The 19,626-nt window shown below is 45.2% G+C and carries 11 protein-coding genes and 2 tRNA genes; 8 read left to right on the top strand and 5 right to left on the bottom strand.

Going from position 1 to position 19,626, the window contains the following annotated elements; all coding sequences use genetic code 11:
* From LBJ25_03225 to LBJ25_03215, 3 genes are all read right to left on the bottom strand, one after another.
* A partial coding sequence (locus LBJ25_03225; protein ID MDR1452968.1) for a hypothetical protein occupies positions 1-1,770 on the bottom strand: 1,770 nt, incomplete at its 3' end.
* Entirely contained in the window at positions 1,767-5,219 is a 3,453-nt protein-coding gene (locus tag LBJ25_03220) for an Eco57I restriction-modification methylase domain-containing protein (protein ID MDR1452967.1), read from the bottom strand. The genes LBJ25_03225 and LBJ25_03220, both read right to left, overlap by 4 nt.
* A complete protein-coding gene (locus tag LBJ25_03215) occupies positions 5,212-8,409 on the bottom strand; it encodes a phospholipase D-like domain-containing protein (GenBank protein MDR1452966.1) in 3,198 nt (1,065 codons plus the stop codon). Before LBJ25_03215 ends, LBJ25_03220 begins: the two co-directional genes overlap by 8 nt.
* A 172-nt stretch (positions 8,410-8,581) precedes the next feature.
* On the opposite strand from LBJ25_03215, the gene leuS reads away from it, so the two are divergent.
* From leuS to LBJ25_03195, 4 genes are all read left to right on the top strand, one after another.
* A complete protein-coding gene (leuS, locus tag LBJ25_03210) occupies positions 8,582-10,963 on the top strand; it encodes a leucine--tRNA ligase (protein ID MDR1452965.1) in 2,382 nt (793 codons plus the stop codon).
* Between the two features lie 152 nt (positions 10,964-11,115).
* The gene (locus tag LBJ25_03205) at positions 11,116-11,430 is read left to right on the top strand and encodes a hypothetical protein (protein ID MDR1452964.1); all 315 of its coding nucleotides are present in this window, start codon (positions 11,116-11,118) and stop codon (positions 11,428-11,430) included.
* A 75-nt stretch (positions 11,431-11,505) separates the two neighbouring features.
* Entirely contained in the window at positions 11,506-13,080 is a 1,575-nt protein-coding gene (locus tag LBJ25_03200; GenBank protein MDR1452963.1) for a DUF1538 domain-containing protein, read from the top strand.
* Entirely contained in the window at positions 13,073-13,843 is a 771-nt protein-coding gene (locus tag LBJ25_03195) for a hypothetical protein (protein MDR1452962.1), read from the top strand. The genes LBJ25_03200 and LBJ25_03195 overlap by 8 nt, the downstream gene beginning before the upstream one ends.
* A gap of 80 nt (positions 13,844-13,923) precedes the next feature.
* Here the strand turns inward: LBJ25_03195 and feoB are convergent, their stop codons facing one another.
* Positions 13,924-15,792: a ferrous iron transport protein B gene (gene feoB, locus LBJ25_03190; protein ID MDR1452961.1), complete on the bottom strand. Its 1,869-nt coding sequence runs from the start codon at positions 15,790-15,792 to the stop codon at positions 13,924-13,926.
* Positions 15,789-16,022, bottom strand: coding sequence for a ferrous iron transport protein A (locus tag LBJ25_03185; GenBank protein ID MDR1452960.1), 234 nt, complete (start codon positions 16,020-16,022; stop codon positions 15,789-15,791). Before LBJ25_03185 ends, feoB begins: the two co-directional genes overlap by 4 nt.
* A 202-nt stretch (positions 16,023-16,224) precedes the next feature.
* Here LBJ25_03185 and topA point away from each other — a divergent pair, with 202 nt between their 5' ends.
* From topA to LBJ25_03165, 4 genes are all read left to right on the top strand, one after another.
* Positions 16,225-18,381 carry a type I DNA topoisomerase gene (topA, locus tag LBJ25_03180; protein ID MDR1452959.1) on the top strand — a complete coding sequence of 719 codons (2,157 nt, stop codon included), beginning with the start codon at positions 16,225-16,227 and terminating at the stop codon, positions 18,379-18,381.
* A 70-nt stretch (positions 18,382-18,451) separates the two neighbouring features.
* The gene (gene panC, locus LBJ25_03175; protein MDR1452958.1) at positions 18,452-19,297 is read left to right on the top strand and encodes a pantoate--beta-alanine ligase; all 846 of its coding nucleotides are present in this window, start codon (positions 18,452-18,454) and stop codon (positions 19,295-19,297) included.
* Positions 19,298-19,363: 66 nt separating this feature from the next.
* Positions 19,364-19,438: transfer RNA gene (locus LBJ25_03170), tRNA-Glu, on the top strand.
* A 105-nt stretch (positions 19,439-19,543) separates the two neighbouring features.
* A tRNA-Leu gene (locus LBJ25_03165) sits at positions 19,544-19,625 on the top strand.
* Position 19,626 lies beyond the last annotated feature (1 nt).

Raw genomic sequence — 19,626 nt, 5'->3', positions numbered from 1 at the left:
CTCTAGTATAGTCTTTAGGGCAGTTAATCGTATAGTAAACGCTTTAGCAGCTTCTTGTTTTACTGCCTCAAACTCAACTTGAATCTTTTGTCCTGTTTTATCAGAAAATGAAAATATATCAATATCTGCAAAACAAATCCCATCTTGTATCAACATATCTAAGTTCTGCATGTCTGTTTCAATAACCTGTTTTTGGTCAGTTAGAGCTACGTTTTCATCTAATAATTCCTGATAATCAGCAATCTCTTGATCTGTCATTCCTTCTTTCTTTTTATATTCGGTAATTTCTTGCTCTAATTTATTCAGTTCGGTCTGTACGGTATCTGCATCCCCTAGCTCTTTTATAGCATACTCTTGCTCTTGAATGTCTTGATAACAGCTATACATACTCTCAATTTCCAAAGCGACTTCTTTAGAAATTTCTCTGCGAGATTGTTCTATTTTGTCAAAAACAGCACTAATTTGTGAATTTTGTTTGATAATATCTTCTATTAGTTTTATAACGGTTTCTCTCTTTTCAATATCTCCGGATAGTCGATTGAGATATGATTGAGGGATATATATTACTTTTTTGCTTGGAATATTTGTCTGAACAGTTGATTCTTCACCATTTTTCCATTTAACGGAGAAATCGATGACTGTTTGTTTATACTGCGGAATATTAACTTCTGTTAACTTATCTTCAACGAGTTTATTGTCTATTGCTTTAGCAATATTTCTTAATAATACCGATTTACCAGTTGATTTGCCACCAATGATAGCAGTCAAATTGCTATTTAATGGAATTTCTTCGGTCATAAAATTACTATCTATAAACCTAATACTCTCTATAACTTGATAAGGACGTTTAGTGTCTGGCTCAAGTTCTTGAATACAAATCCTATCTTTCGGCTCATATATAACTTGTCTCAACCCCTCAAAAGTTGGATCAGCTTTAATCCAGCAATATTTATTTAAATCAGGCACCGCTAATTTTCTGCCATTATTACCACCATGATAATCCGAACCATGTATGCATGGTTTTAATGCACCACATTTATCTTTTACAGCACTTTCTGAATCTATTCCAAGCCCTAAAAAATAAACTCTATCCGAAGGATTGCCGGAAAATATCATATCTGCTATCATATAAATATTATTTCTTGTAGCAGACATATTTTGTATTCCAGAAACACCATCTCTACTATTATTAGAAACAATTACAATCGTGTTTTCTTTGAAACGATTACTCTGGGCATTGTATTTTTCATGAAAATCATTAAATGATATATAAAACTCATTTAGGCCACGTTTAAATGCTGCTTCTTCACTTAAATGCGAATCTAAACTTTTACCTAATCTTATTAAATCTTCTTCTTTGCAAGTGTATTTTTCATTTACACCAAATTCAAATTTATATAAAAATCTTTCAAACTCATCAACGGTTATGTTTTCAGGATTAAAAATCATATGAACATTTATCTTTTTTGCATCGTTTGTCATTGGAATGAGCCTTAATTCGACATTCGGTAAAATTAGTGGTATATGTGATAAACTATTTTGATAGTTCACTACTTCTTTGTAACCATCCAATGAAAAATAATCAGTAATACCAACAGCGGCTAAGTCATTGAGCTCTTTTAATTCTTCAATAAATCTTATAAACTTCTCCGATGGATTACTTCCAAAATACTCATCCATTTTAGCGCAAGTATATTTGCTGGGAGCATGAACATGCAAATCCCATTTCCGCCATTCTGAACCTCTAGGATATTTGTTGTAGGTGGTCATCTCAAGCTCTCCTCCACAATTTTAATCTCTTCCGGGGAAAGCTCATATATTTCATAAACCAATTTATCTAATTGTGCTTCCAAATCAAAAGTTCCCAATAATTTTCTTTTAACAGTTAAAATTTGGTCAACAATGGATATTATTTTTTGTTCATCATACGATTGTAGCCTTATTGGCAAATTGTTAATCTCATAGCCATTAACATTACTATTTGTGCTAAATTTTTTAAATATAAAATTCATTAATTTACTGTTAAATATGCCTAAAAGATATTTATTATTAACATCCTTATTCAAGACCAGGAAATTAACTGAATTCGCGCAATACACATCTTTGATAATCATCATTTTTAATCTAATTTTTTCGTTAACACCAGTAATTCCTTGCATAACAATACGTTCACTGCTAAATACACTTTTATCAATTTTCTTTGTTTTTCTAAGTTTATTTTCATCAATATATAATATCTCGCCTTGGCTCATTTTATCTTTTATTATATAACGATCAAGAATTGCACCTCTTAACAAGACAGTATCCTTAGAGCTTTTTGTAAAGGCTGCTTTGCAAAAAGTCATATCAATTTCTCCAGTATAACACCAGCCGATGTCTGAAAATTTTGTGCTTTTTGTAAAAACTTTTTGCAATAATGAAGTTTCTTTTGATGACATCAAGGGTATCGTATAACTATTATCATCAAATAATTCTATAATTCCCTTATTTATATAGTTTTTCTCGGCAGAAACATCAATATATTTATCAGTATTTATTCTAACGAAAAAGTTATCTGGTGTTTTTGTGTTTTTTATACAGGTTATCGCCACTGACATTTTTACATCTCTAAATACACGCTTATTCTCGTTATCTCTCTCTGGAAATGCTTCAATAAATATTATTGAACAATTTTCTAAAATGTACTTCCTTAATTTTGTTATGCTAAGGTCGCCTGTAAAAGCTAATGGAAATATTTGCATAAATATCCCCTCAGAAGACAACAGTCTCAAACTTTTTAAAATAAACAGGCGAAATATATTTATCATCCTGCCAGTTGCAGGCTCATAATATAAACTGTTCTTATAATATTCTAATTCTTCAGGTGGAACCACTATACTTTCTGCCTTGTTTTGTTTTTTATTCAAAATTCCATACGGCGGATTAGCGATAACCACATCAAATCCGCCTTTTTCCTGAAACACTTCGGCAAAATGCAGTTTCCATAAGAAAAAGGGTTTTGTCCTGGCCTTTTTGTATTGCTCCAGTTTTTTCAGAGAATTGGTTTTGTGCTGTTCTTTGAGCGTGGCTTCGATCAACTCCCATTCTAGTTCGCCAAGTTCTTGCAAAAGTTTCTTTTTCTCACTTTTTTGCACAGAGTCAAAAAATTCCTTTTGTTTGGCTTGATATTTTTCCAGCTTTTTCTTGGCTGCAGACTGCTGATTAAACAAAGTGTCTTCTAATGAACTGCCATTAGCAGACAACAACTTTCTTAATTCCCTGGCTCTCTTATCCAAAATTTTCTTGCGGTCAGATATTTCCCTGCCTTTTTTCTTAATACTGACCAGATCATTAACCTGGACTCCATATTCATAAAATTCTTTCTGCAGGCTTAACTGCTCAGTTTGGATATTTTTTAATTCTTGCTCATATAGGTTTTCAGATTTAGCGAGGAAATTCTCATCAAATAATTTTACTCCCTCGAATTCTTCCAGTAAAGAATTTCCCTGCATAATTTTGTAATCAAGATTTGGCAGCGGCTGAATATTTTTCATATCTGTTTCATCAACTATCAATGAAAGCCAGAGCCGGAGTTTGGCAATATCTACAGCTGAAGCATCAAGGTCTACCCCATAGATAGATTCCTGTATGGCGTGACGCTTGAAATTGTACAGGGTTCTGTTCTGCTTGTTTGAGAAACATTGCGTCAGCGCATTGCGGGCGGCAATTATCTCCGTCATCATACCGACAGGAAATGCGCCGGAACCTATGGCTGGATCGCATATTTTAAGGTTTTCCAACAGTTTATCGATTTCCGCATAATTATTTTTAATACTTCTGGGCAGCTGTCCCGCGTAACCACCTGAGTCTGTATTATCCGCCGCCAGCTCGCCCTGTAATATGAAATTTTCTATATCCTCCCGTGCTGTCTTATTTTTCAATTCAGCGGCCAGATAATTTATCAAACTCTGCTGGCACATATAGTGGACAATTTCTCTTGGTGTGTAAAATGCCGCCTGCGATTTGCGCTCTTTTACCGGCAGCAGCCGCTCAAAAACTTTACCCAGCATTTCGGGGTCGATGGCGACTTCTTTATCCAGCGGCTCATCTTCTTTGATCGTAAAATTGTATAGATCAAAAATATCCAGTATGCCAGTGCCTTCTACATTGTCCGCTGTTTTGTTTGAGAATATTTCATTCGGAATGCAAATATCGGTTTTTTCCCAGGAATAATCCTGAAGCGGATCAAAAAGACCGCCGTTCAAAAAAGGCAACCGGCATTTCAGCCCATTGTAAAAAGCTGTTTCGCCCCGGTCATAAGCCAAACCTTCATAGAACAATGGCTCCAGAACATCGTTAAAAAAGTTCTCATACTTGACATATTTTCCATCGAACAAATCCCGCAGGAAAGATCTAGAGCCTTCTCCCCAAGCGCCGCTTCGATCAACGCCCAGCCAGCCTTTTTTCTGCAAGAAGTATAAGAATACCAGCTGCCCCAGCAGCTTTTTGGCAAAATCAACTGTATCAATATTTTTGTTTTCAAAGTCTTCTTTTATTTTTCTGCCGCGTTCTGTCTGCTCCGCCGCCAGCTTATCCAGAGACTCTTTTAACTGCCCGTATAATTCTTTGTATTTCTCAAAGAATTCATCGGATATGGTCTCGATATTAAAGGCTTGCTCAATGTCTTTTAATGACGGGTTTTTCTGCTCGTTTTCCAGCAGGGGGAGCAGCTGCTTTTTCGCTGTATGATTCGGCTCATTTTCCCCAACCAGGAAAGAAAACCTTTTGGCTGGCACCAAATCTTCGGCAATAGCAACCTTGCCGCTGGCTTTTTGATAAGTCTTTAACTCTCTTTTGACCAAAGAAAATCGCCAATCTGGCCTGTCGGGAGAATAATAAATGAACAAGCCGATTTCTTTATTGCCTCTGGTCTTCAAATAATCAGCAGCAAAGTTGCGCTGTGATGTTCTAGCGTGATCCAAAGCATACTCTTGGGTCAACTCGGCCACTATAATATCTATGACCACACCATTGGGGGCGGTGTACTGTCCAAGTCTTTTATAAGATCTTATCTTGCCTTTGAAAGCATCTTTGATATAACTGCCCGTTAACGGCTGAGGAAATTTTTTGGCTTCATTAAGATCGTTAAACAGATTACGCACAAAATAAAGAAACTTTTCCTCATTAAAGGCTTTGTCAAAAGTATCCTCGATTATTCTTATTGCTTCAAGCCTATTCATTATCCAGCCCATTCAAATATTCGGACAAAATTACTTCTTTTTTCCCCTTGACCAGATTATTGCCAGTAACTCTTACTCCTAATATCGCTGGCTTAACATGTGTCCTTAATACGGCCAACATTTTCAATGGATCTGGCTCTTTTTCTATGTTTTGTTTTATATTTTTGACAGTCAGTTTAGAGATGGAACCGGTATTGATACCGTTAATGACCTGAGCAACAAACTCTTCATCATCTTCGGTAAACCTCTGTTGATATTTAAAGTCATTGGCTTTCAATCTACTCAACACATAATTCTCGTTGGAGCGACCTCTGGCAAGCGTTTCGTCATCGGGACTGTTAAAACTATTCTGAAAAGCCGCCTTGTTTTTATTTAATAGTTCGTAATAATCCTTAGGAATACTTAGTTTGGGGGTAACTGGCTCACATTTAAACATTTTAGCGGCAGCAAAAAACTGTAATTCTTTTGCATTAGCGGCATCAGCCAGATAAAACTTTTTCAATTTACCGATCCTGAAGAAACTGACAACCTGTTTTCCCGATTTTATAGTTTTTGCAGAGCGGGCTTTTTTATGTATGCGTTTGATTTTCTCAAATAATTCAGGCTGTTTGTCTCTAATATCCTGAATGACCCGCAAATATTCCAATTCAGATTCTTCAGAGTTATTCTCATCTTCCAGCGATTCTTTGCTGTTTAAGCGTTTATACAAAGCATCGCCAAACAGCTCATGGCTAGTCGGCGCTTCTTCGCCCGTTAGATATTTAGAGTCTTCACCCAGCGTTTCATGAAAAGCCTGTATCTTGGCCTTGATACTAGCCTCCAGAGAAATATGCTCGCTGGATTGTTCTGTCGGGAAAAAATTATAGACATGTACAGCGGCATATTCTGTGCCGACGCGATTAATTCTACCGACTCTCTGCATGACTCTGGTCGGATTCCAGGGCAAGTCATAATTGATAATGATATTTGCTCTATGCAGGTTGATGCCTTCCGCCAGCACATCAGTCGTAATGAGTATCTTAATATCGTCTTTGTGTGTCTTGTTATTGGGATCATAGTTTTCCTGCACTATGTCTTTGGCTATTTTGGGGCTGAATTGCTCGTCTTTATAGAGGCCGCCGTTGCTGGCAAAGGACATAACTTTATCTCTAAAAGTTTTGTTCAGACTACGGTATAAATATTCTGCAGTTTCTTTGGATTCTGTAAATAAGATCAATTTATTATTTTTTAAGTCTGTATCGTTTTTCAATTTATCGACAAATTGTTCCAGCTTGGGATCAACTTTTACAGCTTGCCATATTTTTCTTATTTCATTTAGTATGACCAGATCATGCTCAAGGTCTTTAATAAAATCCACCTTAAATTTATCTGCGGCAATTTGTCGCACTTTGCCGCTTTCAATGAGCTTTAGCAACTCTTCATCATTGTCATAATCTTCATAATCCTGCAAGCGGATTTTTTCTCCGAAGAAAACATAACCCTGCTTATAAGCCTTAATAAAAGCAGAGTAAGAATCAATAAATCTAGCCACCGTCAGACGAAAGGCCTGAAAACTGCTTTCCAGTCTTTTGATCAAAATGCCCTTCATAAAACCCATCATATTTCTTTGCTGCTGCAGTTCGAATTCTTCCAGACCTTCTTTCAAATAGGTTAGAGGTTTGTATCTGGCATAGGTAAAGCCTATAAGATATTTAATAGTTTTATTAAAAGCAGCATTAGTCTCTTTATCAAAGTAATAGGCGATCTGCCGCGGCTCGGTCAGTTCTGGAAACCGCAGGTTTTGCTGCGTAAAATCAGAATTGAAATATTTAACAATTTCTTTTCTGGTTCTCCTGACCATAACGTGCTTTAAGACTTTATCCCGTATTTCCGCAGAAACTTCTTTAACTAGAGGTAGATACTCAGGGTCGGTCTTTTTATATTTATCTAGTTTAGCTCTCAATTTGCCAAAGAAGTTTTCTAAATTTGGTACGGCAGGTATGCTGGAGCTTCTGCCATTCTGGAACAATTTTAACAAAGCCAGTATATCGTTTATGGTGTTATTCAAAGGGGTCGCCGAGATTAGCGCTACTTTTTTGCCATAGCAAATTTGGTGCAGTAAATCATAGGCCTGAGTTAATTCGTTCCTGAATCTATGAACTTCATCAATGAAAATATAGTCATAATTCTCCACGCCATTATTTAAGATGGCTTCCAGTTTACCGAGCGATTCAACCTTATATGATCTAATGCCAAAATTGAAAAACACTTCGTTCCAATAATCCTGCAAAACAGGCGGACAGATTATAAGTATCTTGCCATTGAGCTGCTGGGCTAACAAAGCGGCTATAAATGTTTTGCCTAAACCAACAACATCCGCCAAAAACACTCCATTGTAGGCTTCTAAAATTTTCTTAGCGGAGATTACCGCCTGATCTTGATATTTCAAGGTCTTAAATCCGTCTGGTAAATATTTCTGTATGTCTTGGTCGGCGCTAATATCTTCCACAAAATATTCATACAGGAATTTTAGATACAGCTCATAAGGCGTGAGCTGGTCATTGATCCATGTTTTATTAGAAAGTGTATTTACATATTCAACAGACACATCTATTGATTCAGTCCAGAGTTTTTCAAATTGCTCCAGAGCAAACTTTACATCTGCTGAATCTTTTAACTCCACGTTAAACTCACGCTGTGTGATCAGTCCGCTTTCAGAGAAGTTGCTGGAGCCAGTAATTACTGAACCAAAACCATCGTGTTTACCAGAATCGTAACGACTCACATATACTTTGGCATGGATGTCTCTGCTGGGATAAGCCCTTATTTCTATTTTTTTATTTTGCAGATACTCAATGAATTTTCTTACACCAAACTCCACTGCACTGGTTTCCTCAGCCTCTTCCATTTCGTCAGACAGCATTATGTCTGCCCGTGTTTTTAAATTTTTACTAGCAGAAAAATTTAGCTGGTTTGGATTTCTGGTTTCTTCGATGATGTCATAAGTTTTTTTGTCTGCATTAAGTCCGACCAGAATCCTGATCTTATCTATCGTCTCAAATTCTTTATATAAATTATAAAAACCGCTAACCCGGAAATAACCTACTAGAATATCAAAATACCGCACAAACTTCAGCGATTTTCTGAACCTGTCCAGCAGGGTCGCATTTGGTTCATTAGTAAAGAACTTTAGGTCTGTATTCTGCGGCATATTTCGTATTATCAGCTCCATTTTTCGAAATATACTTATTCTATCACCAAACAGAGAGTTAAAGATAAGCCAAAGAATATAAAAGAATATAGAAAATTCGCACCCGGCGCCTGTCCCTTTAAAACAGCATCGTTTCGTTGCGTGTTAATCCATAAACTGTTAAAGTTTCCTTATGTCCGACCGTTACGCTCACCTGACTATCGAGCCAAAATGGCAGAAAAAATGGGCGGAAGCCAAATTATACAAAGCCACGGAAGATAATTCCTTTCCCAAAGACAAGCGGTTTTATTGTCTCGATATGTTCCCTTATCCGTCCGGCGCGGGTATTCACATGGGGCACCCCGAGGGCTACACGGCTTCGGATATTCTCTGCCGCTACAAACGCATGAATGGCTTTAACGTTTTGCACCCGATGGGCTGGGACGCTTTCGGTCTGCCCGCCGAAAATTACGCCATCAAAACTGGCACGCATCCCTCGCTTTCGACGCAGAAAAATATCGAAACTTTCCGGCGGCAAATTCAGGCGCTGGGTTATTCTTATGACTGGGACAGAGAGATCGACACGACCGATCCGGAATATTACAAATGGACGCAGTGGATATTTTTGCAGCTGCACAAAAAAGGGCTGGCCTATGAAGCCAATATGCCGATCAACTGGTGCGAAAACTGCCAGACCGGCATTGCCAATGAAGAGGTAAAAGACGGTGTCTGCGAACGCTGCGGCGGCGCGGTGGTCAAAAAAGATATGCGCCAGTGGATGCTCCGTATCACGGCCTATGCCGAGCGTCTGCTCAATGACCTCGACTTGTTGGACTGGCCGGAGCCGATAAAATTGATGCAGCGGAATTGGATAGGAAAAAGTATCGGCGCGGAAGTGGATTTCGCGCTCGACGGCCTGACGGAAAAACTAAAAATTTTTACCACGCGGCCTGATACATTGTACGGAGCGACTTTTATGGTCATTGCGCCAGAACATCCGCTGCTGGAGAAAATTACCGCGCTGGAGCAAAAGGCTCAAGTGGACGAATACGTCCGGCAGACCAGACTCAAAAGCGATCTGGAGCGCGCGCATCTGGAAAAAGACAAAACCGGCGTGTTCACGGGAGCTTTTGCTGTCAATCCGGTCAATGGCGCGAAGATCCCGGTCTGGGTGGCTGATTATGTTTTGATCTCTTACGGCACCGGCGCGATCATGGCTGTGCCCGCGCATGACGAGCGTGATCTGGCTTTTGCCCAAAAATATAATATTCCGGTCATTACAATATTTGGTGAGGACGGCAAAGCGACAAACTCCGCCGAATATGACGGACTGACCAGCGCGGAGTTCAAGGAAAAAATTACCGCCGATCTGGAGCGCAAAGGTTTTGGCAAAAAAACGGTTAATTATAAGTTGCGCGATTGGGTTTTTGCGCGGCAGAGATATTGGGGCGAGCCGATACCGCTGGTACATTGTCCGCGGTGCGGCGCGGTGGCCGTGCCGGAAGACCAGCTGCCGCTCAAACTGCCCGATGTGGCCAAATACGAACCGACCGGCACCGGCGAATCGCCGCTGGCCAATATCGTGGACTGGGTGAATACCCAATGTCCGCAATGCGGCGGCGCGGCCAAACGCGAGACGAACACCATGCCGCAATGGGCCGGGTCGAGCTGGTATTATCTGCGCTACATCGACCCGCGCAATCCGGCCGCGCTGGCGGACAAAAGCAAGCTGGACTACTGGCTGCCAGTCGACCACTACATCGGCGGCGCGGAACACGCGGTGCTACATTTGCTGTACGCGCGTTTTTGGCACAAAGTTTTGTTCGATCTGGGCGTGGTCTCCACGCCGGAGCCTTTTCAGCGCCTGACCAATCAGGGTTTGATCCTGGCGGAGGATGGCCAGAAAATGTCCAAGTCCAAAGGCAATGTGGTCAATCCCGACGGCGTGATCCAGGAATACGGCGCGGACGCTCTGCGCCTGTACATCATGTTTTTGGGGCCGCTGGAAATGTCCAAACCGTGGTCGCTCAAAGGTATCTTGGGTGTGCGGCGGTTTTTGGACAAAACCTGGAATTTGTTTGAGACAAAAAAAATCGCGGACGCGCGGCCGAACGCGGAGTTGTTAAAAATCCTGCATCAGACGATCAAAAAAGTCGGCGAGGACATCAACTCGCTGAATTTCAACACCGGCATTTCCCAGCTAATGATTTTCCTCAACGCGGCGCAGAGCGCGGAAACGCTGGACAGAAAAACTGGCGAGGCTTTTTTGCAACTACTGGCGCCTTACGCGCCGCATCTGGCCGAGGAGCTCTGGGAAAAACTGGGACACCAAACATCCATTCATCTGGAAAAATGGCCGGAATACGACGAAAAATATTTAACGACTGACGAGGTGGAGATAGTTTTCTCTGTCAACGGCAGAGCCCGCGGCGCGCAAAAGACAGCCAAAGGACTGCCGCCGGACGAGCTGGAAAAATTGGCGCTGGCCGATCCCGCGGTGCAGAAACATCTGGCCGGCAAAACTATAGTCAAAAAAATTATCGTGCCGGATAAAATCGTTAATTTTGTGATATAAGTAAAGTTATTTTGCAACTAATCAAAAATACTTGCGATATATATAAGTAAGGTATGGCCGCCTAAAACGCTGTTCGGCAATATTTGCCGGCGAAATTAAGGATGATAAGCATGTTATATTGCAAAATAATTAAGTTTACGTGTGGGATCGAGATGAGAAATTTTTCTGTTTTTGCTGCTATAAAACGCGATTTAAAAACAAATTACAGAGACAAAATGGCGGCTAAATATTATTTTTCCTCTCAAACTGTCGCCTGGAGCGGGCTGAATATTTTAAATAATAGTGCAATTTTGGCAATCCGTTTTTGCAAACCAACAAAGATTAGATTAAATGAAAATGAGTTTTTTGAAGTCACAAACATTGGTTTCTGTGGCGATACTATTTCATATATGGTTACTCCGGAGAGGAAAATGCATCATGTAAATGACGGCAGAGTTTACACTACGACGGAAATGGGCGAGAAATGACAGGCCTGGGTTGGGTATAGTATAATTAAGTATGTCTAAGCTGTTCCCGGCGGCGGGAAGCCCGAAAGATATTCTATGAACAAAGTGTTATTGGCCAAAATAAAAGAAGCTTTTTCTGCGGTACTGCCCATTACCGCTATCGTGCTGATCGCCAGCGTTGTTCTGGTGCCGATGCCGGGCAGCGTCATTTTGATGTTTCTCTGCGGAGCGGCTCTGCTGATTGTCGGCATGGGTTTTTTTACTCTGGGCGCGGATATGGCTATGACGCCTATGGGCGAAGGTATCGGCGCGCAGCTCACGAAAATGTCCAGCTTGGTCCTGGCGCTCTGCATTAGTTTCATAATGGGGGTCATTATTACCATTGCCGAGCCGGATCTGATGGTGCTCGCGCTACAGCTTGAACAGGCGCTCGGCATCTGGGTGCTGATTATTACCGTGGGGGTTGGCGTGGGGGTATTTCTGGCCATAGCGGTGCTGCGGGTGCTGTCCGGCATTCCTTTACGGAATCTGCTGTGGTTTTTTTACCTGATCACTTTCGGTATCGCGGCGTATATGTTAGCTACCGGTAACGATGCCTTTATCCCGGTATCTTTTGACTCTGGCGGTGTGACCACCGGGCCTATCACCGTGCCGTTCATGCTGGCCATGTGCGTAGGCGTGGCGTCTTTGCTTGGCAACAAAGGTTCGCAGGAAGACAGTTTTGGTTTTGTTGCCCTCTGCAGCATTGGCCCTATTCTGGCGGTATTAATGCTCGGTCTGATCAACAATGTCACCCATGTCAACGCAGGCGAGATGATCAATGCGTCGGCGCTCGCCGCCTACACGGACAGAGACATAGCGCTGGCGTTCATCAAAAAGTTTCCGCACATGGCCAAAGAGGTTTCGACTGCGCTGGCCGCCCTGCTCGTGTGCTTCACGGTGTTTCAGGTTATTACGCGGCGCTACCAAAAGCATCAGCTGCTGCGTATTACGGTGGGCTTTGTTTATACGTTTCTCGGTCTGGTGCTGTTTCTCACCGGCGTCAACGTGGGTTTTATTCCAGTGGGGCACCTTTTTGGCAGTGAATTGGCCGGCTCGGAGCTTAAATGGATGTTGGTGCCGATCGGCGTGCTGATCGGTTATTTTATTGTCGCGGCGGAGCCAGCTGTCCATGTGCTGAACAAGCAGGTTGAGGATGTGACCCAGGGGGCGATTACCCGCAAAATGATGTACACCGGTCTGGCTGTGGGCATGGCGCTGGCTTTGGGGATCACGATGCTGAGAATTATCGCTGGTATTCCCATCTTGTTTATTCTGGTTCCGGGGTATGCCCTGGCTTTAAGCCTTACTTTTTTTGTGCCGCGTATTTTTACCGGTATCGCGTTTGATTCGGGCGGAGTTTGCTCCGGCCCGATGACCTCAACATTTCTGCTGCCGCTGGCGCTCGGCGCCTGTGCCGGTGTTGGCGGTGACATAATGCGAGATGCTTTTGGCATCGTCGCTATGGTCGCTATGACACCGCTTCTTGTTATCCAGATAATGGGGCTTATTTATCAGCAAAAACAGAAACAAGCCGCGGCTCTCAGGGAAAAACACGCTGAGGTGCTGTCCACACTCACTCCTGAAGAAATTAGCCATATCACGCTGTATGAGGAGGTTGTTTATGGCTGAAGCAAAATCCGGCGGCTTAAGGGTAAAACTGCCGTTAAAGGTTCCTTTTTTTCACGCGGAAACAAAGAGCGTTCCAGACCAAACGCCGCTGGCGCTGAAATTTTGTGTCGTTATCGTAAACTGGGACAAGGTTCAGCTGATCTCGAAGCTGCTTCAAGAAAAAGCGGTCTTATTTCACTCCATCAGCAAAGGCAAGGGGACGGCTACCTCTAATATACTTGATATTTTGGGTGTAGGCGCGGAGGATAAGGGGGTGATGATTTGCCTTGAGCAGGAGGCGCGCGCGCCAGAGCTATTGCTGGCGATCCGTGAGGAGCTTAATGCGCACGGTTTGGGCGCGGGCATTGCGTTTACGGTGGCGCTTTCAGCCTTGAATACAGTTATCCTAAGGGGGTTTCAGCAAAAACGCAGGAGAATAAAAAATTTAACAAGCAAAGGAGAAACCAATATGGAAACAACCAGAAGCGACCTTATTATTTCGATCGTCAATCAGGGTTACAGTGACGAGTTTATGACCGTTGCTAGAGAAGCCGGCGCTCGGGGCGGCACGGTGTTAAACGCCCGCGGGTTGGCCAGCGAGAACGCGGTAAAACTTTTAGGCGTTTCGATGCAGGGAGAAAAAGAGGTCATTATCATTCTGGCCAAGCGGGATAAAAAAGAAGCTATTATGCAGGCCGTAAGTCAGACCCACGGCATTGCTTCCAAAGCGGAAGGAGTTATTTTTTCCCTGCCGGTGGATTCAGCGCTGGGTTTAAATTCTTAAAGCAGGGCAAGCGCCCTAATCCAATGAAGCTAAGCCGCCGAAAAACCGGCGAATTTTCTCTGCGGCAAACTTTTCCCTGATCAGAAAAACAAAGAGCTGAGGCGCTGAACTATAAAAGCGGCCAGCCAGGCTACGCCGCAGGTGTAGCCAAAATACAAGGCGGTGTAATGCCAGCTACCGGCTTCTTTGTGGAAGACCGCGGTTGCGGCGAGACACGGTACATAGAGCAGAACAAAGACCAGCAGCGCCAAAACAGTCGGCAGCGTGAAGATAGGATCGCTGCTGATCCGGTCTTTCAGAGCGGTAGCTTCTTCGTCTTCGATGTCCGCGTCGTCCAGCGCGTAGATCGTGCCGAGCGTGGAGACTACCACTTCCTTGGCGGCCACGCCGCTCACCAGCGCAATGCCGATCTTCCAGTCAAAGCCCAGCGGTTTGATCACCGGTTCAATGAGCTTGCCGGCGCGTCCCGCCAGACTGTATTCGATCTGCGACATTTCGCCCGGATGATCTTCCGGCAGGGACGGGAAAGTTGTCAGCCCCCACATGATGACCGACACCAGCAGAATGATCGTGCCGGCTTTTTTAAGATAGAGCTGGGCTTTGATCCACATCTGGATCAGCAGATAAGAAAACGTCGGCGCGCGGTAAGGCGGCAGCTCCATGACAAAAGGCTCGGACTCGCCCTTGAATAAAAATTTCTTTAAGAAAAAAGCGGACAGCAGCGCCATCAGAATTCCGAACATGTAAACGCCAAACAGCACATTGCCGCTCATATGTTCTGGAAAAAACGCGCCGATGAGCAGCAAATGCACCGGCAGTTTAGCGCCGCAGGACATAAAGGGAATGATCAGCATGGTGGTGATGCGGTCGGCGGGATTTTTGAGCGTGCGGCAGGCCATGAAAGCCGGCACCGAACAGCCGAAACCGGTCAGCATGGGAATAAAAGATTTGCCGTGCAGCCCGATCTTGTGCATGAGTTTATCCACAACAAAAGCCGCGCGCGCCATGTAGCCAGTCGCTTCCAAAAAAGAAATGCCCAAAAAGAGCAGCAAAATATTCGGCAGGAAACTGATTACGCCGCCTACCCCGGCGATGATGCCGTCGACCAGCAGAGAGGAGAACCAGCCTTCCGGCAAAACGCCGGAAACAAACTCGCTGAGAAAAACGATCACGGACTCGATCCAGCCCATCGGATATTCGCCGAGCTTGAAAGTCAGCTGAAAAATCGCCCACATGATAAACAGGAAAATCGGAATGCCCAGCAGCCGATTGATAAAAACAGCGTCGATCCAGTCCGTAATTGTTTTGAGCGGCTTGTCGAGATATTCGACGGTTTCCTTGACCGCGCCGTTGATGAAAGCATAGCGGCTTTCCGCCAAAACCGCCGGATCTTTTTCCTGCGGGTCGTAGACCAGTTTGTTTTTGGCAATGATGATTTTCCGCTCGTGTATTTTAACGATATGCTCCAGCAGCTTGTCGAGGCCGTCTTTGCGCGTGGCAATGGTCGGGACGATATGACAGCCGAGCATTTTCTGCAAATGCTTGAAGTCAATTTTGGTGCCTTGTTGCAAAACTTCGTCGTACATATTGAGCGCGATAAGCATGTTGGCGCCCAGCTCCATGATCTGCGTGGTGAGATACAGATTGCGCTCCAGATTGGTGCCGTCCACAACATTCAGCACGACATCGGGCTTTTCCTCGACGATAAAATTGCGCGTGATGACTTCTTCCGGCGAATAAGGCGAGAGCGAATAAGTGCCCGGCAGATCGACGAAAATTATTTTGTAGCCGCCGTATTTGAGCGCGCCTTCGGTTTTCTCGATCGTGACCCCCGGATAATTGCCGACCTTGAGATGCGTGCCGACAATGCTGTTAAAAAGCGAAGTCTTGCCGCTATTGGGATTACCGGCCAGCGCGACCAATATTTTTTTGCTTTCCGGTTTTTTCATAGCTTTTCCACCTCGATAATTTCGGCCTCTTCGCGCCGCAGCGAAAGCAAAAGAAAATTGCCAGTCTTGATCTCCAGCGGATCGCCCAGCGGTGCGCGGCGGATCAGCTCCAGCTGAACGCCTTTGACCAGCCCCATATCGGTCAACCGCACCGCGATGTCCGTGCGTCCCTGTCGGTTGATTTTGACGATACGGACTTTCTCTTTTTTGCCCAGTTCAGTTAGCTGCATCGGGGTACTCCTTTGACATATTGATATTTGATGTCAATAAACTTTTGTTCAATTTAACATTCGTTGAAATTAACTGTCAATAGCGCTATCGACCCCTCGGCCACGCCTCCAATTGATCGAGATTATGCAATGCCAGCTAACACAACCCCGCGGCTTGACAAGCGGCGGAAATTCCTTATAAAGTATATACGGGGGTTAGCGCATGGCGTATAAGTATCTGGTGATCGTCGAATCGCCGGCTAAGTCTAAAACTCTGGAAAAATATCTGGGCAAAGATTATAAAGTGGTGGCCTCAATGGGGCATTTGCGCAATCTGCCCAAAAGCCGCCTGGCGGTCGACATTGAGCATAATTTTGAGCCGAGTTACTGTATTATCAAAGGCAAAAATCAGCTGGTCAAAGAATTAAAACAGTACGCCGCCAAAGCTGAAAAAATTTTTCTGGCGCCTGACCCTGACCGCGAGGGCGAGTCGATAGCCTGGCATTTGGTACAGGCGCTCAAGCTGCCGCCGGAAAAATTTGAACGCATCGAATTCAATGAGATTACCAAAAACGCCGTGCTGGCTTCTTTTCAAAAAGCGCGGACTATCGACATGAATCGGGTCAACGCCCAGCAGGCGCGGCGTTTGCTAGACCGGCTGGTCGGTTACAAGATCTCGCCGCTGCTCTGGAAAAGAGTGAAGCCGCGGCTTTCCGCCGGACGCGTGCAGTCTGCCGCCATGCGCCTTATTTGCGAGCGCGAGGAATTGATCAAGCAATTTGTGCCGCAGGAATACTGGAATATCGAAGCGCAGTATCAAAAGGACGCGGTTTTTAAGGCTAAAGTTTTTAACACCGTGGAGAAAGTTCAGGATTTTATTGTGCCCGACGCGGCGGTTGCGGAGAAGATCAAGCGGGTTATCCTGTCCAGCGAGTCGAGAGTGGCCAATGTCAAGCGCAGCGAGCGGCGCAAAAATCCTAAGGCGCCGTTCATTACGAGCACGCTGCAGCAGGAAGCCGCGAATAAGCTGGGTTTTAACACGCGCCGGACTATGCTGATCGCGCAGACATTGTACGAGGGCGTGGATAGCGGCGACGGCCAAACCGGTTTGATAACTTACATGCGCACGGATTCGACGCGCGTCGCTGAGCAGGCGCTGGCTGAGGTGCGGGATTTTATCGGCGGTAATTTCGGCGCGGGATTTTTGCCGGAAAAACCCAACACTTACCGGCAGAGCAAGTCCGCGCAGGACGCGCACGAATCGATCCGTCCGACCGCGGTGGCGCGGACGCCGGAGTCGCTGACGCCTTATTTGACGCCGGATCAATTAAAACTTTACACGCTGATCTGGCGGCGTTTTACGGCTTCGCAGATGATACCAGCGGTTTACGATCAGACTTCGATCGAAATACAGGCGGGGGATTATTTGCTGAAAGTGACTGGCTCGGTCATCAAAGAGTTGGGTTTTTTGAAAGTATACGGTCTGGACGAGGATAAAAATTCCGGCGAAGAAGCCGCGCTTTTGCCGGAAATAAGCGAGGGCGAGGTCTTAGAAGTAAAAGCTGTCGACGCGCAGCAGTGTTTTACCCAGCCGCCGCCGCGCTATACCGAGGCGTCGCTGGTCAAAACAATGGAAGAGCTGGGTATCGGCCGTCCTGCTACTTACGCGCTGGTCATCGGCACTTTGCAGACGCGCGCCTACGTGGATAAGCAGGGCATGGCGCTGGCGCCGACCGAATTGGGGCTCACCGTGGACAAGCAAATGCAGCGGCATTTCCCCAAGATTGTGGACGCGGGATTTACGGCGGGCATGGAACAGGAACTCGATGAAGTGGAAGAAGGCCAGCAGGATTGGCAAAAAATGCTCGGCGCTTTTTACCTGCCGTTTGAGCAGGACATCACCGCCGCGGAAAAAAACATGGAAGACATGCGCATCAAAGACCGGCCGACCGACGAGATTTGCGAAAAGTGCGGCAAGCCGATGGTCATTAAGTCCGGCCGTTTTGGCGACTTTATTGCCTGCACGGGATTTCCCGAATGCCGCAATACTAAATCGATACCTAAAATAATTGAGGATGTGCAGTGTCCGCTGTGCGGCGGCGGGATCGTGGAGCGCAAGGGCAGCAAAGGGCGTTTCAAAGGCAAGGTTTTTTACGGCTGCACCGGTTATCCCGAATGTACCTTTACCTGCAATGACAGGCCGCTCAAAGAAAATTGTCCAGCGTGCGGCGCGTTTCTGGTCGAGCGTAAAAATAAATCCACCGGCGAAACGCAAAAATTGTGTATAATGTGTGATATCAAGAAAAAAGAAGAGGAAAAAAAGAATCTGCGCAAAGCGGAGGAAAACGGGAAAGAAAATGCTGAAAATAGTGACCAATAATTTGCAGTTAAAAATCCTGGCCGTGGTTTTAGCCGTCATTTTCTGGGCTATCGTGCGGTTTTTGCCATAAATGCTGATCGTCAAAACCGCGGCTGAGCTGACCGCTGAAATTTCCGAGTTGAAAAAAAATGGCCAGACTATTGGTTTCGTGCCGACTATGGGCTGTCTGCATGCCGGGCATCTGGCACTGGTCGAGCAGGCCAAAACCAGATGCGGCGCCGTGGTCGTTTCAATTTTTGTTAATCCTAAACAATTCAGCCCTGGCGAGGATTATGCCCAATACCCGCGCGACCTGACGCGCGATGAGGAGTTGCTGTCTGCCGCGCGCGCGGATATTTTATTTGCGCCTGACGTGGACACAATATATCCGCCGGACAAACCGGCGCGGCTGCGGCGCGCGGACGAGAGCCTGTGCCGCGCGGCCTGCGGTGTGGCGCGCCCGGGACATTTTGACGGAGTAGTAACGGTAGTCGCGCGGCTTTTCGATCTGGTGCGTCCCGACAAAGCTTTTTTCGGCTTGAAAGATTATCAGCAGTTACGGGTCGTGCAAAAAATGACCGAGACAGAAAAATATCCGGTCGAGATAGTCGCCTGTCCGATCGTGCGCGAGCCGGACGGACTGGCTCTGTCTTCGCGTAATAGCTATTTGTCGCCGGAGCAAAGGCGGCGCGCGCCAGCGCTGTATTTCAGTCTGAAATTTGGCGCGGAGCTTTTGCGGCAGGGTAAAAGTTTGGACGAGGTCAAGCTGGCGGTCTGGCGGACGCTGCAGGCCGCGCCGGGTATTTTGGTAAACTACATTGAGATCTTGCGCCGTGACGATCTGTCCACGCTGGCTGAATACTTGCCCGGCCAGACGGTCATTTTAATCGCGGCGTATGTTGAGGCTACGCGGTTGATCGATAATATAGAGCTGTAATCTCAGCCAGAACCGCGGCGCGTTGTAACAAAAAAAGACAATATGTTAAAATAGGCGCTCCTTTACGGCCCTATCGTCTAGTGGTTAGGACAGCGGCTTTTCAAGCCGTTAACAGGAGTTCGATTCTCCTTAGGGCTGCCAAGCGCGTGTTTCAATGCGCGCGCAGGCGTGCCAGCTTAATTTACATTCTCCAAACAGCAGGTTGGTTTTATTATATAAGAAATGGTATTATTTTTTACAGTGTTTGCGCGCATGGCGGAATTGGCAGACGCACCAGACTTAGGATCTGGCGGAGCGATCCTTGGGGGTTCAAGTCCCTCTGCGCGCAC

It is taken from the genome of Candidatus Margulisiibacteriota bacterium (assembly GCA_031268855.1).
In the GTDB taxonomy this organism is placed as follows: domain Bacteria; phylum Margulisbacteria; class Termititenacia; order Termititenacales; family Termititenacaceae; genus Termititenax.
The sequence above is the reverse complement of the archived record's forward strand: the minus strand, read 5'-3'. Positions and strand labels throughout refer to the sequence as shown.

Excerpts from the sequence above, each read along its gene's own strand:
- LBJ25_03220 (MDR1452967.1), bottom strand. The coding sequence starts at position 5,219 with ATGAATAGGCTTGAAGCAATAAGAATAATCGAGGATACTTTTGACAAA.
- LBJ25_03215 (MDR1452966.1), bottom strand. The coding sequence starts at position 8,409 with ATGCCGCAGAATACAGACCTAAAGTTCTTTACTAATGAACCAAATGCG.
- leuS (MDR1452965.1), top strand. The coding sequence starts at position 8,582 with ATGTCCGACCGTTACGCTCACCTGACTATCGAGCCAAAATGGCAGAAA.
- LBJ25_03205 (MDR1452964.1), top strand. The coding sequence starts at position 11,116 with ATGAGAAATTTTTCTGTTTTTGCTGCTATAAAACGCGATTTAAAAACA.
- LBJ25_03200 (MDR1452963.1), top strand. The coding sequence starts at position 11,506 with ATGAACAAAGTGTTATTGGCCAAAATAAAAGAAGCTTTTTCTGCGGTA.
- LBJ25_03195 (MDR1452962.1), top strand. The coding sequence starts at position 13,073 with ATGGCTGAAGCAAAATCCGGCGGCTTAAGGGTAAAACTGCCGTTAAAG.
- feoB (MDR1452961.1), bottom strand. The coding sequence starts at position 15,792 with ATGAAAAAACCGGAAAGCAAAAAAATATTGGTCGCGCTGGCCGGTAAT.
- LBJ25_03185 (MDR1452960.1), bottom strand. The coding sequence starts at position 16,022 with ATGCAGCTAACTGAACTGGGCAAAAAAGAGAAAGTCCGTATCGTCAAA.
- topA (MDR1452959.1), top strand. The coding sequence starts at position 16,225 with ATGGCGTATAAGTATCTGGTGATCGTCGAATCGCCGGCTAAGTCTAAA.
- panC (MDR1452958.1), top strand. The coding sequence starts at position 18,452 with ATGCTGATCGTCAAAACCGCGGCTGAGCTGACCGCTGAAATTTCCGAG.